This is a genomic window from Pseudoalteromonas sp. APC 3250 (genome assembly GCF_030407915.1).
Classification (GTDB): Bacteria; Pseudomonadota; Gammaproteobacteria; order Enterobacterales; family Alteromonadaceae; genus Pseudoalteromonas; species Pseudoalteromonas tetraodonis.
Window position 1 is genome coordinate 287661 of sequence record NZ_JASDCM010000002.1, and the last position, 20407, is coordinate 308067.

The following is a 20407-nucleotide window of genomic DNA, read 5'->3' on the forward strand; positions in this document are numbered from 1 at the left end:
TCGACCGTTTTGCAAAACACTGAAAATAAAACCGGACTGTCATACTGTATGAATCTTATACTAGCACAAATGACAGCGTTGTCATTATTTTTATTTACAAATAAATAACTTCTTTCATCTTCAATAATTTAAAGGAAAACGCACCTTATCGGTGCGTTACTTTGAGCTTTCTGCTTACACGACTTGCTGATGGAGTCTTAGAGCGAATCCATACATCTTGTGTTACTTTGACGGGTTGTTTATAGGTTTGCCATTGGCCGCTTCCTTGTTTGTATTCAATTACCAAACCAGGGTAGGCAATATTGGCGTACAACATGCCGTTCTCAATTTTTGCGCCCGCATTTGCAAGACGATAATGCACATCAGCCATTTCTAGCTTAGGAAATTCTTTTAGTCCCATTGTGGCTGCAAAAGTCTGCCATTGCTGATCGCGCTGCTGTTTTAATGCTGAGCTAAAGCGATTTGTTTGTTGGCTATAAACAAAGCCATTGTGATCATACGGTACCGCCCAATCTGCCTTATGCCATGCTCTTTGTGCCAACGATAATAACCGTGGGAAGAGCTTATATTCGGCCATATTATTGGTGCGCGTATTTTCACTCCATAACTGCCCTTGAATACCAATAAAGCGTTTATCTTTTGCCAAAGGCGCTGATACTACCTTGCCTTGCTCATCACGCTGTAACGTGTCATCAGCGACATAGGGGTTATCTTCTCTATCGAGCCAAAATTCAGCATGAATAGGTAAATTATCTGGCATAAACTGAAATATTTTTTCGGTATTTATATGCCTTGAAGCCCAGTAATAACCGTGTTCTTGTGGGTCTGCTTCATACGGAAAGTCAAAATACAGCACATCTGGCGACGAGAGCACCACTTGCCAATTTCTATTAGCAAATTCATGGGCACGTTGATGGCCGTTCCACATTAATAAATCCCAGCTATTACCTTGTATAACCTCTGGCATATTCTCTGGGTTAGTATGCGATAAACCATCGCTCCATGCAGCAGTTTCAATATTCATATCAGCCAACATATTCGCAATACGTTCAATAAAATAGCTGCCCAGCTGACTCGCTTCAGTAATTTCTAACTTATTTTGTTTAATAAAATCAGCACAAGCTGGTGAGTCAACCCACGCTCCGGCGGTTTCATCGGCGCCTATGTGATAACGGGTTAACGGATGCTGTGCATCACTGTGTATGCCTTTTACCTGTTCCATTACTTCACGAATAAACGCATACGATGAGTCTAAACACACATTAATCGTATTGTCGTTATAGTGCTGTACCGACGAATACACGGTTGTATCAAGCGGATCATAAAGTAAAAACTGCTCGGCTTTTTGTTTATCGCCTTGTTTTATGTATTTATTATAACGCGCTTGCATGGCTTTAATTGCAGCGCGAGAATGCCCTGGCATATCAAGTGATGGGATCACTTGAATATGACGCGCACTCGCCGCTTTAAGTATTTCTTGATAATCAGCCACCGAATAATAGCCGTTTGCTGCACTTGAAGTATCAAGCCCTGCGCCCAACTGTGGCATTAAACATTGTTGCTCGCTTTGATCAAAACAACGCTTCGCCCCTATATCTGTAAGTTCAGGAAGTGATGGGATTTCTATACGCCAACCTTCATCATCACCTAAATGTAAATGCAGCTTGTTAAGTTTATAAGCCGCCATTTGATCAAGCAGCTTTAAAATAAAGCCTTTGTCGCGAAAGTTACGCGCAACATCCACCAACACACCTCTAAACTGATAATGCGGTGCATCAATTACTTCTCCCACAGGTAACATATTACTGTTAACCTGATACAAACTCGCTAAGCTTTGCAAAGCATAAAAAATGCCCGTTTCATCAGCGGCATTAATCACAATTTCATCAGCTTTAATCGCTAACTTATAGCTGCCTTCAAATTCATCATTTTTAGTTACTGTATTAAGTGTGACCTTAATGGCCGCTGCATCATCGCTTATATTAATACCTAGTAGTGCTAACCTTTGTGTTGCGGCAGATAAATGTGTTTTATCTATTCCTGAGTAGTTAATATTAAGCCCTTGGCTTATATCTAGCGTTTGAGTTTGGCTAAATTCGCTAAAACGTGGAGTGGGTATAATTTGTTGAGCAATCACATTGCTCACTTGATTTTGCGACGTTAAATAAGCAGAAAAGTCATATTTTTCATTGCGCTCAAACAAGCGTTCAGCGCTAAGCCACTGCGTTTTATCATTCGCGGTACGTTTAAACTGACGTTCATAATCGGTGTAAGGCATAACATGTGGCAACACCTCTAACCCTGTCTCTGGGTCAATTTTAGGTTTTGTGCTTTCAATCACTTTAGCGGTGTCATTATTGTTAACAACTATATAATTAGGAATTGCGTCGCTTTGCGATAATGACCAAAAGTGCGCATAAAAAGTAATCGTTTTAGTCTCACCCGCTTTAAAGCCAGTAAACCCGTCTTTAAGCTCAATGACATGAATATCGCCATTAACGCGTTTAATAGTAAATTCATCGCTAACCGCCGTTTGAATAGGTGTAATTTGACTAAAGTAAATTTTCCATTGATCAACGTTAATCGCCGAGTTGGCGGTTAAATGTAAATACGCTTTAAAACAGTGACCGTTTTCTATATCTGGATCGCACTGTGCTGATGGACGGTTATCAACCTGCTGATATTTTATTTGTAACGTTTTAGCAAGTAACTCTACGGCGCTATCGTTTGCGGGGCTTAGCTGAACCGATACAGTATTTTGTTCATCAACATTGCCCTGACACGCACTCAAACCCAGTGCTAAGCAGCATGCTGTCAGTAATGATTTAATCTTCATTCGCTACTTTCCCTCTATTGTTATTAATTAGTCACTCAAGTACCTCTTTCAGATACTTAAATTAATCCCGCTTTTAAATCAATCACTATTCACATCTAGCAATTGCTACCTTAGCGCACACAATCCGCTACCTTAGGGTTTAAATAATAATTAACAGCGCGCACCAACTTATGACAACGCTGTCATAAAGTTGTTAATGTATCCTTTTTTTTCTTTTATAGCTACACAGAAGGGCAAAAAAGACACAAAAAATTTACATGTATGTGCTTAATATTCTTTTAAACTATTGTATTTAAATTAAATTTAAATATTACTAAATTATTACCTAAAACTTTATCTACCATTCTCACAAGAAAGGCGTATAAATTAACTGTTAATATTCAATGATGTCTTTATAATTTAGCCGTCAAATAATAAAAACCGAGCACTGTTAACTGCTTTTGCTGTAGTTGTTAACCGATAAAGATAAATTAGTACCCAAAATGATATGTAAAGGTCTATTAAGCCTATGAGAACAACAATAAACGACGTGGCAAAAGATGCCGGGGTATCAATAAAAACGGTATCACGAGTAATAAATAACGAAACCTCGGTGCGTGACAACACCCGTGAGAAAGTCATGGCGTCGGTTAAAAAGTTGAACTTTCAGCCTAACCTTGCTGCAAGAAGTCTCGCAGGAACAAAAGCTTACAGCATTGCTTACATTTACGACAATCCAAATGCCTACTATATTATAGATATGCAAAACGGCATTTTAGATGCGTGTAAAAAGCAAGGATTTGAACTACTTATCCACCCATGCGATGCCAAAGAAGCACATATTATTGACGAAATAACCAGCATGATAAAACGCACCCGAATTGCCGGTATTTTACTCACGCCGCCATTTTCAGAGATGCCACATTTTGTTGAAAAGCTGACACAGCTTGACCTAAAAGTTGTGCGTATTTTATCAGGACACGACGCGCCCGATACATTAACGCCCTGTATTATGATTGACGATAACCTCGCCTCTAAATCAATTACCGAACACCTTATAAATAATGGCCACACACGCATTGGCTTTTTAGCTGGGGGCAGCGAACATAACTCCACCAAAGAGCGCTTAGAGGGCTACAAAGCGGCTTTAAAACAATACGACATTACTATAGACCCTAGCTTAATTATTGATGGCGAATACTCATTTGAATCCGGGGTTGAGGGTGCTAAAACACTCATTACTCAACAAAACAGGCCAACCGCTATCGTCTCATGTAACGATGAAATCGCCGCCGGTGCGTTATTTGCAGCCAGATTAATGAACATTGATATACCCAGCGAGCTTTCTATTACAGGGTTTGAGGATAGCCCATTCTCACGCCAAACATGGCCAAAGCTCACTACAGCGCATCAGCCAAATAATAAAATTGCTGAAGATGCAGCCAGCTTACTGATAGCGCAAATTCGTAATGGCAATGACCGCGATATTATTAAACTATACACACCAGAACTGGTTGTCAGAGATTCAACAGCCCCTCCTATAGCTTTATAATTAATTAGCTGGCACGCGCTGCAAGTCCCCCTTCAGCGCTTAAAGCATTAAAAGCGGCCTGATTTTTGAACGCATAGCCTGTACCACTGAGTTTATTAACAATAAAACGGCACATGTTGTAAATTTTACACTTAGGGTCTGTTGATCTTTCAAGGTTATATAACTCAGTTAACCCCTCTAATACCAATTCGCTTAATTAACTGAGCTATTTTGAGGGAGGAAAATCGTGTCGATAGCAAGGCAAAAAATTTCGTTATTGAGTTGTTCTAAATGAGACGTTTTTAACGCTGTTAGCGTCTAATCTGCCCCCTCAAAATGATTAAGTATTATTGCAAATTGGTATAAATATACAGGAGTAAAATATGGCCAAGTCAGCCCAATTGTATAGAATGGCAACCGATGAACATATTTGCCCATTTGGTTTAAAATCTAAAGATTTACTTGAACGTCAAGGCTTTGAAGTAGACGATCATTTACTCACTTCAAGAGCCGATACCGATACCTTCAAACAAAAATACGATGTAAAAACAACACCACAAACATTTATAGATGATGAGCGTATCGGTGGGTATGATGAACTCAGAGAATACTTTAATAAATCCCCTGCAGGCCAACAAGGCACAACGTATACGCCGGTCATTGCTATTTTCGCGGTTACCTTGTTGCTCAGTTTAGCCTTTTCGTTAAGTGGTGCAGGGCTAAGCATGTATACACTTGAGTTATTTGTTGCGTTAACCATGGCGGTACTGGCCATTCAAAAGCTGCAAGATTTAAACAGTTTTTCAAATTCCTTTATCACTTACGATTTACTCGCCATGAAAGTGATCCCCTATGCCTATGTTTACCCATTTTTAGAAGCTTTTGTTGGCGTGGCCATGATTGCATCACTTCCAGTTTACTTGGTTGCACCTATCTCTTTGTTTATTGGTAGTGTCGGCGCAATATCCGTTATTAAAGCCGTGTATATAGACAAACGCGAACTTAAATGTGCCTGTGTTGGCGGCGATAGCAATGTACCGCTTGGCTTTATTTCACTAACCGAAAACCTATTTATGATAGCAGCCGGTATCTGGATGCTAGTTAAATAATAAAAAGGCGCGATAGGTTTAAAACCTACCGCGCCACTATTAAGTCTGTATTTATAAAGTAAAATTAACTCACTTCATAAACAAAAATTAACCCTCACTTATGGGGATGTTTAAACCGGCCTCTGCATCGGCTAGCATAGCAAACTCTTCATCTGCACTTTTGGCCACTAAATGTTTAGAACTAAAGCCAAAGTAATACGCAGCTCCCACTATAAATAACACCATAGTGTATAAAAAAGCACGGGGATCAAAGGCGTACACACCGGTCAGTGCAATCAACGATAAGCACAATGCAATACTTGAAGTCACAGTCCCGCCAGGCGTTTTATAAGGACGAGGTAAATCTGGCTGCTTATAGCGCAGTAAAATATGACTTAGCGCCATTAACGCATACGATACGGTTGCACCAACCACCGCCATAGCTAACATTAAATCGCCCTCACCACTCAGTGAAGCTAAAAAACCAAATACAGCAGGTACAATAAGCGCTCGTGCGGGCACTTTACGCGCGGTAGTAATTGATAACGAACGAGGTAAATATCCCGCACGCGACAACGCAAACACCAATCGACTATAACCATAAATAATAGAGAAAAATGAAGCCACCAGCCCTGCTAGCCCTAATATATTAACCACGGTTGCTAAATCGTTATTGCCCGTCGCATTTAACGCATCCACCAGCGGAACTGCACTTGCGCCCATTGCTGTTGCACCTGCTGCCCCGGGTACTAATACAACCACTAATAACGCGGTAAACAATAAAAACACCATAGCGCCAATAATGCCTTTAGGCACATCTTTCGCCGGATCTTTTGCCTCTTCTGCCGCCAATGGCACCCCTTCAACCGCTAAAAATAACCACATAGCAAAAGGTAATGCTGCCCATACACCATACCAACCCAGAGGTAAAAATTCACTCGCGCCAGCAGCATCGGTTACGGCAATATCAAATAAATTTGTCGCATCAAAATTGGTGATTAACACCACAGCGGTGGCAACAATAGCCAGTACCGCTAAACCGCTTATTACCATCATTACTTTTAGCGCTTCACCAACCCCAGCTAAGTGAATACCCACAAACACCAAGTAAAAGAGCGCATAAACCCAAGGGCCATTAAACCCCGTTAACGCCTCCACCGCAGAGCCAATAAAAATAACAATAGCAGCCGGTGCTAACGCATATTCAATTAATACCGCAAGGCCGGTTAAATAACCCCCCGTTGGCCCCATTGCTTGGCGAGCAAAGCTATACCCTCCTCCCGCAGCGGGAATAGCAGCCGACATTTCAGCCAGCGATAACACTAAGGTGAGATACATAATAGCCATTAATACGCCGCTATGGCAAAGCCGCCCCAGCCTGCTTCTGCAATACCAAAGTTCCACCCAGCAAAGTCTCCTGAAATCACATACGATACCCCTAACCCCGCCAGTAATAACCAACCCGCAGTGCCACTTTTAAGTTGCCTTTTTGCTAAGTACTCTGAATTATTAGTAGACATAACATCCTCTTTATCGATTTTTTATTTTTAGTTACCGTTATTCCGCATTTAAAAAATGACGGCTCGATTGTTGATGCTCAATCACATCATCCTGTGTACGATCTTTTAAGTTCACTCCTGTTAGTTTTAATTTTTTTGCCTCACGTAATAAATAAACTGCACGCCTTGCAGCCTCACAGTAAGGCAAGCCCGCAGGGCGAATATTTGAAATACAATTGCGACAGGCATCGTTAAGACCTGTTTTAGGTGCCCAAGTTAGATATAAACCAAGGCTATCGGGCGAGCTAAGCCCTGGTCGCTCACCAATTAACACCATGACTACTTGTGCATTTAAAAGCTCTCCAATGTCGTCACCAATCGCCACCCGACCTTGCTCAACCACACTAAAAGGCGCAATGTTTAACTCACTGTTATCACCTAGCTGCGCTAATAATTCATTAATAAAAGGATAAGCATTTTTTTGCACCGCTAGCGACGATAAGCCATCAACCACAACGATGGCTAAATCATATTTTGCAGCCGTGTTTTGCTGCCCAGCGGTGAAATTAAGTAGGGTTTGTCGGCCGTTTTCATCTAACCTGCGTCCTAAATCGGGGCGTTGTAAATACGTCATTCGGTCAACAGCCTGGCTATGTAAGCGCAAAGGAGCAGCCAGCTGTTTCTCAGCACTGAGTTTGCTAAGCTGTTCGGTTATTGCATTAATATCGAGCGGAAAGTTCACCGCATCACGCGCTTGTGCATGGGATAATTGAAACGCCAGCATTTCACTGGTCGGTAAGCTTATTCCTGCGCGGCCAAGGCCAATCCGTGCATCAGTAAAACGGCGTAAATCGCGCCATGGGTTATGCACCACGTTGCCATTATTTTTATGTGTATTATCGCTGTTGTTTGTAACAGACGTTGCGTTAAAATTTGATTTCATACTCAGCCCCCTTTAATCGCATTCAGTGGTTTAGCAAAAGCGGCAGGTAACGTATCAGATAAAATAATATCGTGACTGTTGCGCATAATATTCATATCAGTAAGCCACTTTTCAAACTCTGGCGCGGGGCGTGCGCCCAGTACTCGGCGCACATATAACGCATCATGAAATGAGGTGGTTTGGTAATTAAGCATAATGTCATCAGAGCCCGGAATGCCCATCACAAACGAGCACCCTGCGACCCCAAGTAGCGTAAGTAAGTTATCCATATCATTTTGGTCGGCCTCGGCATGATTGGTGTAACACACGTCGCAGCCCATCGGAATACCCAATAACTTGGCACAAAAATGATCTTCAAGCCCTGCGCGAGTAATTTCTTTACCATCAAACAAATATTCAGGACCAATAAAGCCCACCACGGTATTAACTAGTAGCGGATTAAATTTTCGTGCAACGGCATAAGCACGGGTTTCGCAGGTTTGTTGATCAAGCCCATGATGTGCGTTAGCCGAAAGCGAACTGCCCTGCCCCGTTTCAAAATACATCACATTATCGCCTACAGTTCCGCGCTTTAAACTCAGTGCGGCATCTTGTGCCTCAGCTAAGGTATTTAAATTAAAACCAAAGCTCGAGTTGGTTGCTTCTGTTCCACCAATAGACTGAAACACTAAATCAACCGGCGCTCCCGCTTCAATGCATTCAATCGTGTTAGTAACATGAGTAAGGACGCAGCTTTGGGTAGGAATTTCATATTTTTGAATCACCTCATCCATCAATGTCATCAACTTAATGGCCTGCGCTACGTTATCGGTTGCAGGGTTTATACCTATTACCGCATCACCATTACCGTACAAAAGCCCATCTAAAATACAGGCGGCAATACCGTTAATATCATCCGTAGGGTGGTTAGGTTGCAATCGCGTGGATAAGTGCCCTGGTAAGCCAATGGTATTTCTAAACGCACTGGTTACATGGCATTTTTTAGCAATTAAAATAAGATCCTGATTTCGCATTATTTTGCTTACAGCCGCAGCCATTTCAGGGGTGATCCCTTGCCTAACACTTGCCAACACAGCGGGAGTTGCAAAGTCACTTAATAACCAGTTACGAAAATCGCCTACGGTTAAATGAGCAATCGCCATAAATGCATTGGTGTCGTGATCGTCCATAATTAAGCGGGTTATCTCATCGTCTTCATAGGCAATCAGCGCCTCATTTAAAAACGTTTTAAGCGGAATATCTGCCAGTGTCATTTGCGCCACAGCTCGCTCTTGTGCTGAGCCTGCTATCACTCCTGCAAGACGATCGCCCGATCGCCCAGGGGTAGCCTTTGCCATTACTTCAGCCAAGTTTTTAAAATTGTACACCTGCGTGCCTAACGTATATCGGTACCTTTGCCCCATGATCTACTCCACATAACAACTAGTTCAAACCTTGGTACAGGTTTTGCTGACCTATAAGCTATAAATCAATTTTGTTTAGTTTCAAGAGAGCTTAATTCGTACCAAGACACTATCGAATTTTGGCAAATCATCATTTTTGGCTTTATTTCATATAGTTAACTATAGTTACTGGTGGTAACTTAATCTTAATAAAAATAAAAAAAGCAAAGAGTAACTCCATTATGACGCAGCAAGATTTAGCTAGCGCACCACAAAAGAGCATGGTGCATACCCAAGATATAGATGAGCAAGCGAATAACCTAACGCAGTGGCAGCAAAAATATGATCAGCTCAGTGAAGGGCGATTTTTTGGGCGTATAGAGAGCGTGGATTATTCTAATATTCATGCATTTGAAGAATACACAGAGCGTGCTCTTCACCAACAATGTGCAATAGCGCCGCAATCTATTTGGCTTGGGATCCCAAAGCAGTCTCAGCAGAGCAAAATTAATGGCTTAAATGTGGCAAGTAATCAATTTATGTGTCGAACCAGTGAGAGTAACTTTGAGCTTATTACACCTGAGCAGTTTAATATTTATGGTTTAGTAATAGACACGCAATCGTTAGAACATATGGCTCATATACAAGGGATATACTTAAAAAATATAACCTCTTCAGGTACTGAGCGACATACAACAAGCAACGCCATGTTAAAAAGTGCCCGGGGTATAATAAACAGTATGGTTAGCAGCAACGCTTTTGGCCTAAATGCCGATTTACAGCAAGACATGCTTAATATGTTGGCATTACATTTACTAAACGAACAGACTCCGTGTCAACGTATCGCTCCCAGTTATAAACACCGAAAAGCGGTGGTTGATAAAGTTAAAGAGTATGTAAATGCAAACCCACAAAGTAGCGTGACCATTACTCAGCTATGTGAGCTCACTTTTGTTAGCAGGCGCACGCTACAATACAGTTTTGAAAGTATTTTAGGGATTAATCCGCTGCGATTTTTACGTTTAACCCGATTAAATAACGTCAGAAGAGAACTAAAATTAGCAAAACAAGATAAGCCAATTTCTGTCATCGCAGCCAATTGGGGATTTTGGCATGCAGGGCAATTTACTAAAGATTACACCCAATTATTTGGTGAAAACCCTTCGCAAACACTAAGCAACCATGCTTCTTATTTGGCGAATTCTAAATCGATAATACACGGGTAAATAAGAGATGGGTGTCGTGGTTCGGGTGTCGGGCTAAGAGCTACGGGAAGAGCATTCCTGTTTTTATATTTTCTCATTTACTCCTCACTCACTTCTCATTGTGCAAACATGTTTTAAGTGATTTATTCACAAAGAGGTTATGAGACGCTGCGCTGAAAGAGAAGGCTAAAGGCGCTAGGTTCTAGGGAAGTAACTAGGCGCTAGGTTGTGTTCGCTGCTCGTGACTCGTAGCCCGAAGCCCGCCTTATTTCAGCAAACACTTAGCTAACTCGCAACAAAAGCCCTATTTGATCGGTGCTATTTAAGCCGCGATTAAATAGGACTCTTGTCCTGCATGTTTGTTACTGCGTTTAAACGAGCCTTTGCCTTTTTTGGCTTTAACCACTTGCGGTTTAAATACTTTAGAGGTTACCAGTGCTGCCAATGCGTTGTGTTTTATCACACCGCGCCCAGTGTCTACTGCGGATTTGTTAACCGCTTTTGCTTTGCTTTTTTTCGCCATTTATTTTTTCCTATTAATAAAATGAGTATAACGAGGGATATATATCCCACTGTGTTATTGATGGCGATTGTATGCTTAATTTTCAAGCATGCAATCATTTTTAATGCTGTTTTAAATATATTTTAGCCATAAAAAAAGCGCCTTTATAAACGGCGCCTTTGCTGGTTTAACTTAACCTAAAAATTAAAAACTAAAGCTTACTTTTGCGTAGTAAGTACGACCATCAAAGCCATAGGGTACGGCTCGTAACGGATATTTAAATGCCCCATTTGAAATAGCGTTTAATACTTCATCATCGCCTAATTCATCCGGTGTTTCATCAAATACATTGTCTGCACCTACCGATAGAGCAAACATATCGTTAATTTGATAACTTACATTTAAATCCACTAATACGGCTGATTCTACCGTACTGGTTGCTTTAAATGAGCCATCTGTTGCAAGTTCAATATGGTCATTACCAAAGTACTTCACATCGGTTTCGCCAAAGTAATTAAAGCGGATCATTGAGCTATACGCGTCACGCTCATAATCAAACGTTAACGTTGCACGTTCGCCCGGCTGCCCATCAGTTAAAAAACTACTTTGAATATCATCAAGTGCTACATTTTCAGGAATACCCGGTGCTGCATTAACACTGTCAATTTTAGTTTCGTTTAAATTACCGGCAAAAGTAGCAGAGAAATTACCCTCATATAAATCGGTGCGATAGGACGCAATAATGTCAACACCCTGCGTTGTCGAATTCACTGAGTTTGAAAAGTAATTCGCTTGTACTGCCCCCGTTGCCTGTAGCGCGGCAACTGCATCAGGACTAAATGCCACATCATCAGCCGATAACAAGCTGCCCAGTGTAATACGGTCTTCAATTTCTACACGGTAAAAATCCACCGTTAACGATAAATCACTCGTCACATCATAAACAAAGCCTGCACTGTAGTTCGTTGATGTTTCAAGCTTTAAGTTATCAACGCCTAATGCAGCTGGAAATGCTGAGCCCGTTGTTGCTGTAAACGACTGGCTTAACGTGCCGTCAGAACCTAAGTTAGTGGTAAACGCAGTGTAACCGCTTTGCTGTAATGATGGCGCTCTAAAACCCGTTGATAACGCACCACGTACCGCAAAATCATCGTTAAATTCATAACGCGTGGCTACTTTACCAATTATGTCGTCACCCGCATTAGAGAAATCTTCGTAACGAAGTGCACCGCTAACATTCCACGCATCGGTAACCATAGTTTCTGCGTCAATATAAACGGCGTAGCTATCGCGATCACTTTTATTTGATGCTTCAGGGCGAAGGCCGTTGTAGGCTTGAAAACCACATTGTGCAAATTGATTCGGATCGTTCACTGATGGGTATGAAGTATCTGTGTTAGCAGTGCCACACGCGTATGAGGCTTCTTCACCGGGTACAATTTCATAGTTTTCTTTACGGTATTCAGCACCAATTGACACGTACACAGGCTCACTGCGGCCAATATCAACAATCCCGTTCACATCCGCGTTGAATGTTGTTTGGTCAAACCTAAAGCCACCCGAATACCCCTCAGTTGGCCCTGCATTAGCAGCAATATCGGCATCACTTGCACCTGGGTTATTAAATAAGTACTCAGCAGCATAAGAGGCATTTAATGTATTGCGTGAGGTAAAGTCGTATTGATTTTCACCATATACCGCCGATACATCGTAATTCCAATCAGAGTTAATATCACCTCTAAAACCGATTGAAACAGAAATATCCTGTGCTTCATTGTCTATTTGCGGTAAAAATCCATCGCTATAGACTTGAATCACGTTTTTAGATGCTTCGTTAAAGTTACGATAAAAGCCGTTACCTAGTGCAGTACGCTCAGAATAGCCACCAAATGAGTAAAGCTCGCCCTCACTCATTGGCAATGCCATATTGTAAAATACCGAAGTAAATTCACTCTCTGCATTACCTTGTCCCCAACGAACTTCGTCCGATAAAGTACCTGGTGCGACATTAAGTGAACCACCGGTATCTCGCTCGGCACGATTGGTTTTATCTGCATCGCGATACTCAAGCGATAAATTAATAAATCCACCTTCGTTGCCTAGTTCAAAACCACGATTTAAACCTGCAGAAATTGTTTCCCCATCGCCTTCTGCCGTTTCACCGTATTGCACATAACCTGTGGTTAAATCTGTTGAGTTATTAAGTGATAAATTGATAACCCCCGCAATCGCATCTGAGCCGTACTGCGCCGCCGCACCATCACGTAAAACCTCAACTCCTTTTAAGGCAATAAGCGGGATCGCATTCATATCAGTCCCCGCTGAGCCACCGCCCACGGTACTAGTTAAACCAAAAATAGATTGATTATGGCGGCGCTTACCGTTGACTAAAACCAGCGTTTGATCTGGCTGTAAACCGCGTAATGTTGCTGGGCGAAATAAATCGGAACCGTCAGAAACTTGTGTACGAGAAAAGTTAAACGATGGCGCTGTCGCTTGTAAGCTTTGCCCAAGCTCGGTAAAGCCGCCTTTGTTTAAATCATCCGCGTCAATTAAATCAATAGGTGATGACGACTCTGTTGCTGTTCGGTTAGAAACTCGCGACCCTAACACAGATATTTGTTCGATATTTTTTTCAGCTTTAGCAGGCGCTTCTTGTGCATTAACCATACTTGGCGCACTGAAAGCAAAAGCAACCGCTACAGCCAAGGTGTTTAAACTATATGTTGACATAATGATGACCCTGTTTTGTGTATTCTTATAATGTGTGTGGGGTATATTCCTGTACCCCATTGCCAACATCCTAGCAACATACACAAACAAAAAGAAACAAAAAACTTGATAAAATTAGCATAAGAATGCAAATAACTTTAAAAACAGGAAAATAACACCTATAAAAGCTCAAAATACAACCAAAGTAGCAATTTAATATCACAGCACCCAAAGTTAATACAATGTTAATAATGAGGTTTTATTCATAATTAGTGAAAATAACGGTTTTGTATATTTTTCACTCTGCAATGAGCAAAAAATACACTTCAAATGAGGTTTTATGCGGTTTTTATAAGACTAAAGTAGGTAATAAAGGTAAGAAAGGGTACTCAGAAAAAACTATACATAGCTAGTTATGTAGTACTGTCCATTTTTAAACAATATTTTGTACAGGCCTATTTAAGAGGTATAACTATGCCAATCAAATTCACTAATTAGATGGCAAAGTATAGGGTCTACACCTTTTGAGTCACAGTATGCGCGTAACTGCATGGGGGAGTGTTTATCAAAAAGAATTTGCCTAACAATAAATAACGTATGATTAAGCGGAATTAACTCATTATCATCAGTGGCGGCTAAATCATGGCAACTCATTAATAAGCTACACATTTTCGTGTCGTATCCCCATAACTTTAAAACATAGGCCGAAATAAAGTTAGAACTAGCATATTCATCACTCACGGCTTTTTCATGCTCAAAATACGCTTCACTTTCCCCTTGAGACAGCAAAATAATTTTGCCAACAAAACTCAATAATGCCACTGAAAATAATAGTTCTTGATCATGTAAGTTAAAACCTGCCTGCTTAGCAAAACGCTTAACACAACTAGCGTAATTCGCCGCTATATCCAATTGTTTCTCATGGATAGCCGAAGGAATAGACGATTCAAAATTTTTGGCAACTAATAAAGAAGTGGTGATAGCCATTAATATCGTTGTTCCGAGCCTCGACACAGCTTCATCAATTGACGATGTTGGCCTTACAAACCCAAGATAAGATGAGTTTGCAAGTTGCAACAATTTAGCAGTTATTATTGGCTCTTGAGAAACAACATGGGCAATGTCGTGTAAATCAAATTCATCGCTTTGTACTAACTCCCTGAGTTCTTTCAAAATAAGAGGATAAACAGGAAAGCTGATCATAGCCCCTAACTGCCTGCGCACATTAAAAGCAAAGGGTAACGACTTTAACGCCGCCACATTGTTAAAAAGTGCGGTTATGTCTGCCTCATTAAACGGTTTAGCAAGGTAAGCATGCACAACATTAGGTTGTCGCATCATGGTGCTCAATGTCATATCACCAGTAAGTAATGCTCTGACTGGATAGGGGTTTTGTGAAGAGCATTGCTCTAAAACATCCAATCCATTCATTTGCGGCATTAAATAATCACTTAATACTAAATCTAAGTCTTGCTTAGTGTTTAGCAGCTGCCAAAATTCATCAATATCAGAGGTTGTCATTATATCAACCTCTGGATAGGCTCGATGAATAGTCCTTTGTAATACTTTTAATAAAAAAGCATCATCGTCTAATATGACGACCGCTATCGAACTCATTGCGCACCTTGAGAATTGAAATGGCTTAAGTAATTACAAAAATCATCCTGCTCTAAAGGCTCACTATAGTAATAGCCTTGTATGTAGTCACAGCCTAATTTTTTAATCATTTCGCATTCAAAGGCAGTCTCTACTCCCTCAGCAACAACTTTAAGATTTAGATCATGTGACATACGCGTAATATTACGAATCATACTTTGCATTGCTAAAGACGATTCAATATCAGTAATCAGCGCTTTATCCAATTTAACGCCATCTACTGGCAGCTTAGAAAGGTAGCCAAGTGATGAATAACCCACGCCAAAGTCATCAATCAATAGCCTAAACCCCAAAGCCCTTAGTCTTATTAATTGCTGTTCGCAGGTAGCAAAATCTTCGATTAAATAGGTTTCTGTTAGCTCAAAAATCAACTGTGATGGCTCTAAATTATCGCGATTTAAGCACTCGTTCATGTAGTCAATCCAGTCCGGATCATCTTTTAATTGTCTAGCAGATAAGTTAATTGCCAATACACGCACGCCTGTATTGTTCTCTGCCCAATATTTTAGTATTTTACAACTTTGAGAGATAACCCAGCGCCCTATTGATATAATTTGACCATCGCATTCAGCAATCGGGATAAAATGTGCAGGGGGAACCCAGCCATATTTAGTTGGCTCATACCAGCGAATAAGCACCTCAGCACTAAGTACTAGCCCTGTTTTAGTATCAACTTTTGGTTGAAAACGTAATGACAGTTCATCTTTATTTACCGCTGTTAATAATAAACGGCTTAACTCAAAGTTCTTTTTATAATCTGCGACCAACTGAGGGTCAAAGCGAGAACAAATACGCTGCTGATCACCTACTTGGTAATTCATCGTCAACTGCATTTGATTAACGAGCTCTTTTCCCTCTAAACTATCCTCAGGAAACAAACCATACACACCATAAAGCTGCACGTGGGCATCGGTATATTTACTAGGAAGTGCTTTTTTCAGATCATTCATCGCCTTATTTAGAACGGTTAAAATTTCACTATCAGATTTAATTTCAGGAACAAATAATACAAACCTATCGGCGCTCTTATGAAGAACTTTGATCGCTCTTTCTGATACGCCTTTTAGCACCTCCAGAACCAATTTTATAAGGTGGCTGCCATCTTCGCCCCCTAGCAAATCATTAATTAATTGAAATTGCGAAATACCTATATAAACGAGGGCATAACATTCTTTATTCGCTTCACACAGGGCTAAATGATGATAAAAATCAGACTCGTTAGTCACCACTGATGGTGTTCTGCTAAGTTGAAAAATATTACTCATACTATTTGAGTTAATTGATAGCTTCAAAAGCTGGCAAAAACCGTCATTTAAACAACGCTCTATCATAACTTCTTCGCTTTTCGCTAGATCAGAGGCGCGTGCATAATTAATAAAAAGTGTACTGCTTTGCTTGTCAATAAAAGACTGGCTTACCGCTTTGTGTTGAGCTGTATCTAAATAGGCGAGATGTTTGTTTTCATATAGATGAATATCAGGAATGATTTCAGCGGCAGGTGCATTAAAACGATTAATAATTCCGTTATTGTCTATCTCTATTAGGCCAGACATACTGCCCATTAATAACTGATCTCTTACTCTTTTAGCTCGGCGCTGTTCATATTTAACTTTTGCTTCGCTAATGTTCTCAAGTAACTCACTATCGACCCATGGCTTTTCTAAAAAACGAAATACCAAGCCCTGATTTAATAACTCAACCACAGACTTAAAATCAGCATACCCGCTGAGCACTAAATTTACGCAATCGGGCCAATTAATTTTAACTTGGCGTAATAAATCAGCGCCGTTCATTTCTGGCATTCTAAAGTCAGTAATAATTATCTCAACTTGATTAGCCGCTAATATTTCAAGTGCCTCAAAACCACTGGATGCTGTTATTACATCATAACCAGAACGAACAAGTACTCGCTTTAAAGATTTCAATACATTAAGTTCATCGTCTACCAATAAAATTCGCAAAGCCACTATTTATACCTCAAATGAGTTTTACTTGTGCCTAGTAAATTGTTCACACAGCTCATCCATGTATCGTTACTTAATGATTTAAATAAATTCACATCAGCATGTTGTGCCTAAACACATAAGCAATAAAGTTATTTACTCGTAGCTATAATTACCTCGCTCAGCTAATGAGTGCCCTTTTAGGCCTCCTAAATTAATCCAGTGTTTCTATACACTGATGAGGATATAAGTAATTAGCAACCTTATTCAGCTTTACCGGGGCTGAAAATGTCAATATCATTAGCTTGATTTTAACGCAACGCTAACATAAATTTAAACGCAGCACGACAAATAAAACTCGTGGGCAAAGGTGATATCGACTAATAATTAGCAGCTAAATTCATTCTATTTAATATATAGTCTAGAATAAATCCTAAGCGATTATTAATAATTAAAACATCCACGGTTGTGGCTATTGTTATCACCAAGGGGCATCTATGTTCGCCATTGATACTTTTCACACTCACGGCAGCGATATAGATAAATTTATCCAACCTGTTAGTCAGTTTACGAACAACAGCCCAGATTTACTGCTTGGGTTTGCTACAACCGATACCATTAAATACCTTTTTAATAACCAGCCACGCTCTTTAAAAAACACTCACAATTGTTTAATCATCTCTTCGTGTCTTGGGTCATCAACCGACCAAACCCTATCATTAAATGAGCAAAGTATTAGTTTATTTTCGATTAAAGACTCAAATGGGCATTATGGTGTTGCTAGTTGTAATGCAACCGATAATCTAAGAGAAAATGCTGCTCAAACCGTACTTAAAGCCATTGCTAATGCAGGCCAAGCAGGCCTCGCCCCAAAAATGGTCTGGTGCTTTCAAGTCCCAGGTAATGAGGAGCTGGTTTTGCAGGGAATTCAAGATGCTATCGGGCAGCGTATACCTGTTTTTGGAGGAAGTTGCGCCGACAACGATATTTCAGCAAAGTGGAGTTTTAGCGATACTGAAAATGTATACCAACAAGGTTTTATTATTGCGGTGTTATACCCCAGTGTAGAAACATTCGGCTTTTATAGTTCAGGCTACGATAAAACCGACCAGCAAGGTACAGTGACAGACGTGGATGGTCGTTTATTAAAAACAATTGATAACCAGCCCGCGTTTGATGTTTATAATCAGTGGCGAAAAAACATAGGTTTAAACGCCTTAACTTCAGGAAATATCCTTGCTCAATCAACAATGACCCCATTGGCAAGCGCCCTTTCTTTAAATGATGAAATCCCTCGATTACTGTTAAGTCATCCAGCGGTAGCAAAAAATGGGGCGCTAGAGCTATTTTCGAACCTACATGTTGGCGATACTATTTATTTAGCTTCGGGAAGCCCAGAGCAATTAATTAAACGAGGCGATATGGTTGTTACCTCATTAACTAAATTGGCAGAACTCCATGCCATAAAAAATATTACCGGCGCCATTATCATTTTTTGCGGAGGCTGTATGCTGTCAATTAAAGACGCCATGCAAGAAGTTAAAGAGTCTATTGCAGCACAACTACCCAACACCCCATTTATTATGGGCTTTACTTTTGGGGAGCTCGGCACATTCAGCGATTCAACAAGTAAACATGGTAATTTAATGATTTCATGCGAAATCTTTGGTGGCCCTGAATGACTAGCAATGAAATACTGTTAGAAAAGCTACACTTATTACAAGTTCATAATTTAGCACTTGAAGAAAATCGTGCCTTTAATAGCCTGATCTTAAATGGCTTAGATGCCATTTTAAAGAACGACAAAACTGAAACCTTACTCACTGAGTTTTTTGATATTTTGCAGCAAGCCATTGCTTTTTCTGCGGCTATTTTAATTAAAATAAACCCCAGCAATGAAACCACGACGTTAATTACAGCATCGCACCCACAAAGTGATGAAATAATTACCCAACTCAAAGCACTAAATAAACCCAATAGAGACATTAAAAATGTATTTAACTTACACCAACTTCCTGATTGGCAAGTAACTGATCCTTTTTGGCATTCGCAGCATGCAATGCTCACCACTCCAGTAAGTACCAGTACAGAAAGCTACCAGCTCTATATTTTTTCAGAAACAATTGGCGCATTTAATCAGCACGATATTACTTTAATGCAACGCTTTGTCAGCTTTGCAGGGAATACAATTTCACAATTTGAAAAACGAAATTTACTTGTTAAACAAAAAGAAATGGAAGAAAAACAAAGTAACATTGAACAAGTGTTAATCAACTCTGAAAAAATGGCTTCGTTAGGGCAAATGGCGGCAGGCGTTGCACACGAAATAAACAACCCTTTAAGCTACATTGTCAGTAATATCCAAAATTTGGCTTACAACCTTGAGCAATTTAGTCATTTAATTAACGCACTCAAAGCAGAAAAAGCCATAGCGCAGCAACCATTAGCAGATACGCTACAACATTATCAATTTGATGAATTACAAACAGACTCAAACGATATCATTGCTGAAATGACTGAAGGGGCTGATCGTGTTAAGGAGATTGTTCAAGGATTAAGGCAATTTGCTCATCCGGATCAAACCCAAATTGGCGATATTGATATAACAGAGCTCATTGATAACACATTACGTGTTGCCTGGAACGAAATTAAATACAACGCCAACGTTGAAAAACACTACGACACAGAACCCGTTATCATCACAGGACGTTCGACCCAGCTCTCTCAGGTATTTTTAAATTTATTTTTTAACGCCGCTCAAGCCATTTGCGACAAAGTCGGTGTCATCAGTATTACCACTAAAGCCGATAAAAAAAATGCCTATATAACCATTGCCGATAATGGCAGTGGAATTGATGAGGACAAATTAAATAAAATTTTTGACCCTTTCTATACTACAAAACCAATAGGCCAAGGCACAGGGTTAGGGCTAGCTATAAGTAAAGCAATTATAGAGCAACATAGTGGCCAAATTCGAGTTGAAAGCCAGTTAAACCAAGGCACTGCTTTTTATATTACGTTACCTAAAAAGCCCACATTAACTGACGACGTACTGACCATATTACATGCCAACAAACAAATTGAGTAAGCTATGTCACACTCTCGATTTTGCTTAGATTCGATTTTATTTA

At 40.3% G+C, this 20407-nt stretch carries 12 protein-coding genes and 1 pseudogene; 5 read left to right on the forward strand and 8 right to left on the reverse strand.

Features of this window, described 5'->3' with window-relative positions:
• Window positions 1–145: 145 nt before the first annotated feature.
• Complete coding sequence (locus tag QL986_RS03685) at window positions 146–2836, reverse strand: family 20 glycosylhydrolase (RefSeq protein WP_290191204.1); 2691 nt, start codon at window positions 2834–2836, stop codon at window positions 146–148.
• Between the two features lie 508 nt (window positions 2837–3344).
• On the opposite strand from QL986_RS03685, the gene QL986_RS03690 reads away from it, so the two are divergent.
• Together QL986_RS03690 and QL986_RS03695 are read left to right on the forward strand one after the other, a co-directional pair.
• The gene (locus QL986_RS03690; RefSeq protein WP_036955347.1) at window positions 3345–4367 is read left to right on the forward strand and encodes a LacI family DNA-binding transcriptional regulator; all 1023 of its coding nucleotides are present in this window, start codon (window positions 3345–3347) and stop codon (window positions 4365–4367) included.
• A 362-nt stretch (window positions 4368–4729) separates the two neighbouring features.
• On the forward strand, window positions 4730–5455 hold the full coding sequence (locus tag QL986_RS03695; protein ID WP_036955351.1) for a glutaredoxin: 726 nt from the start codon (window positions 4730–4732) through the stop codon (window positions 5453–5455).
• An 87-nt stretch (window positions 5456–5542) separates the two neighbouring features.
• On the opposite strand, the pseudogene eat reads toward QL986_RS03695, so the two are convergent.
• From eat to QL986_RS03710, 3 genes and pseudogenes are all read right to left on the reverse strand, one after another.
• A pseudogene (gene eat / locus QL986_RS03700) lies at window positions 5543–6954 on the reverse strand (ethanolamine permease).
• Between the two features lie 37 nt (window positions 6955–6991).
• A complete protein-coding gene (eutC, locus tag QL986_RS03705) occupies window positions 6992–7876 on the reverse strand; it encodes an ethanolamine ammonia-lyase subunit EutC (RefSeq protein WP_033103028.1) in 885 nt (294 codons plus the stop codon).
• A gap of 2 nt (window positions 7877–7878) precedes the next feature.
• Window positions 7879–9279 carry an ethanolamine ammonia-lyase subunit EutB gene (locus QL986_RS03710; RefSeq protein WP_028834301.1) on the reverse strand — a complete coding sequence of 467 codons (1401 nt, stop codon included), beginning with the start codon at window positions 9277–9279 and terminating at the stop codon, window positions 7879–7881.
• Window positions 9280–9500: 221 nt separating this feature from the next.
• Between QL986_RS03710 and QL986_RS03715 the strand changes: the two genes are divergently transcribed.
• Window positions 9501–10484, forward strand: coding sequence for a helix-turn-helix domain-containing protein (locus QL986_RS03715; protein ID WP_290191205.1), 984 nt, complete (start codon window positions 9501–9503; stop codon window positions 10482–10484).
• Window positions 10485–10785: 301 nt separating this feature from the next.
• On the opposite strand, the gene arfA is transcribed toward QL986_RS03715, so the two are convergent.
• The 4 genes from arfA to QL986_RS03735 all read right to left on the reverse strand — a co-directional run bounded on the left by arfA (window position 10786) and on the right by QL986_RS03735 (window position 17300).
• Window positions 10786–10986 carry an alternative ribosome rescue factor ArfA gene (arfA, locus tag QL986_RS03720; protein WP_013462885.1) on the reverse strand — a complete coding sequence of 67 codons (201 nt, stop codon included), beginning with the start codon at window positions 10984–10986 and terminating at the stop codon, window positions 10786–10788.
• A gap of 183 nt (window positions 10987–11169) precedes the next feature.
• Window positions 11170–13698, reverse strand: a complete 2529-nt coding sequence (locus QL986_RS03725; protein ID WP_215522154.1) for a TonB-dependent receptor — start codon at window positions 13696–13698, stop codon at window positions 11170–11172.
• Window positions 13699–14136: 438 nt separating this feature from the next.
• The gene (locus QL986_RS03730) at window positions 14137–15294 is read right to left on the reverse strand and encodes an HDOD domain-containing protein (protein WP_290191206.1); all 1158 of its coding nucleotides are present in this window, start codon (window positions 15292–15294) and stop codon (window positions 14137–14139) included.
• The gene (locus QL986_RS03735) at window positions 15291–17300 is read right to left on the reverse strand and encodes an EAL domain-containing protein (RefSeq protein ID WP_290191207.1); all 2010 of its coding nucleotides are present in this window, start codon (window positions 17298–17300) and stop codon (window positions 15291–15293) included. The genes QL986_RS03730 and QL986_RS03735 overlap by 4 nt, the downstream gene beginning before the upstream one ends.
• Window positions 17301–17773: 473 nt before the next feature.
• Here QL986_RS03735 and QL986_RS03740 point away from each other — a divergent pair, with 473 nt between their 5' ends.
• On the forward strand, window positions 17774–18958 hold the full coding sequence (locus QL986_RS03740; RefSeq protein WP_138686955.1) for an FIST N-terminal domain-containing protein: 1185 nt from the start codon (window positions 17774–17776) through the stop codon (window positions 18956–18958).
• The gene (locus tag QL986_RS03745) at window positions 18955–20364 is read left to right on the forward strand and encodes an ATP-binding protein (protein ID WP_138686956.1); all 1410 of its coding nucleotides are present in this window, start codon (window positions 18955–18957) and stop codon (window positions 20362–20364) included. Before QL986_RS03740 ends, QL986_RS03745 begins: the two co-directional genes overlap by 4 nt.
• Window positions 20365–20407 lie beyond the last annotated feature (43 nt).

Bases quoted from the DNA above. Each gene is read 5' to 3' on its own strand.
- QL986_RS03740 (WP_138686955.1), top strand. From the start codon at position 17,774: ATGTTCGCCATTGATACTTTTCACACTCACGGCAGCGATATAGATAAA.
- QL986_RS03685 (WP_290191204.1), bottom strand. From the start codon at position 2,836: ATGAAGATTAAATCATTACTGACAGCATGCTGCTTAGCACTGGGTTTG.
- eutC (WP_033103028.1), bottom strand. From the start codon at position 7,876: ATGAAATCAAATTTTAACGCAACGTCTGTTACAAACAACAGCGATAAT.
- QL986_RS03725 (WP_215522154.1), bottom strand. From the start codon at position 13,698: ATGTCAACATATAGTTTAAACACCTTGGCTGTAGCGGTTGCTTTTGCT.
- QL986_RS03730 (WP_290191206.1), bottom strand. From the start codon at position 15,294: ATGAGTTCGATAGCGGTCGTCATATTAGACGATGATGCTTTTTTATTA.
- QL986_RS03745 (WP_138686956.1), top strand. From the start codon at position 18,955: ATGACTAGCAATGAAATACTGTTAGAAAAGCTACACTTATTACAAGTT.
- QL986_RS03690 (WP_036955347.1), top strand. From the start codon at position 3,345: ATGAGAACAACAATAAACGACGTGGCAAAAGATGCCGGGGTATCAATA.
- QL986_RS03695 (WP_036955351.1), top strand. From the start codon at position 4,730: ATGGCCAAGTCAGCCCAATTGTATAGAATGGCAACCGATGAACATATT.
- QL986_RS03710 (WP_028834301.1), bottom strand. From the start codon at position 9,279: ATGGGGCAAAGGTACCGATATACGTTAGGCACGCAGGTGTACAATTTT.
- arfA (WP_013462885.1), bottom strand. From the start codon at position 10,986: ATGGCGAAAAAAAGCAAAGCAAAAGCGGTTAACAAATCCGCAGTAGAC.
- QL986_RS03715 (WP_290191205.1), top strand. From the start codon at position 9,501: ATGACGCAGCAAGATTTAGCTAGCGCACCACAAAAGAGCATGGTGCAT.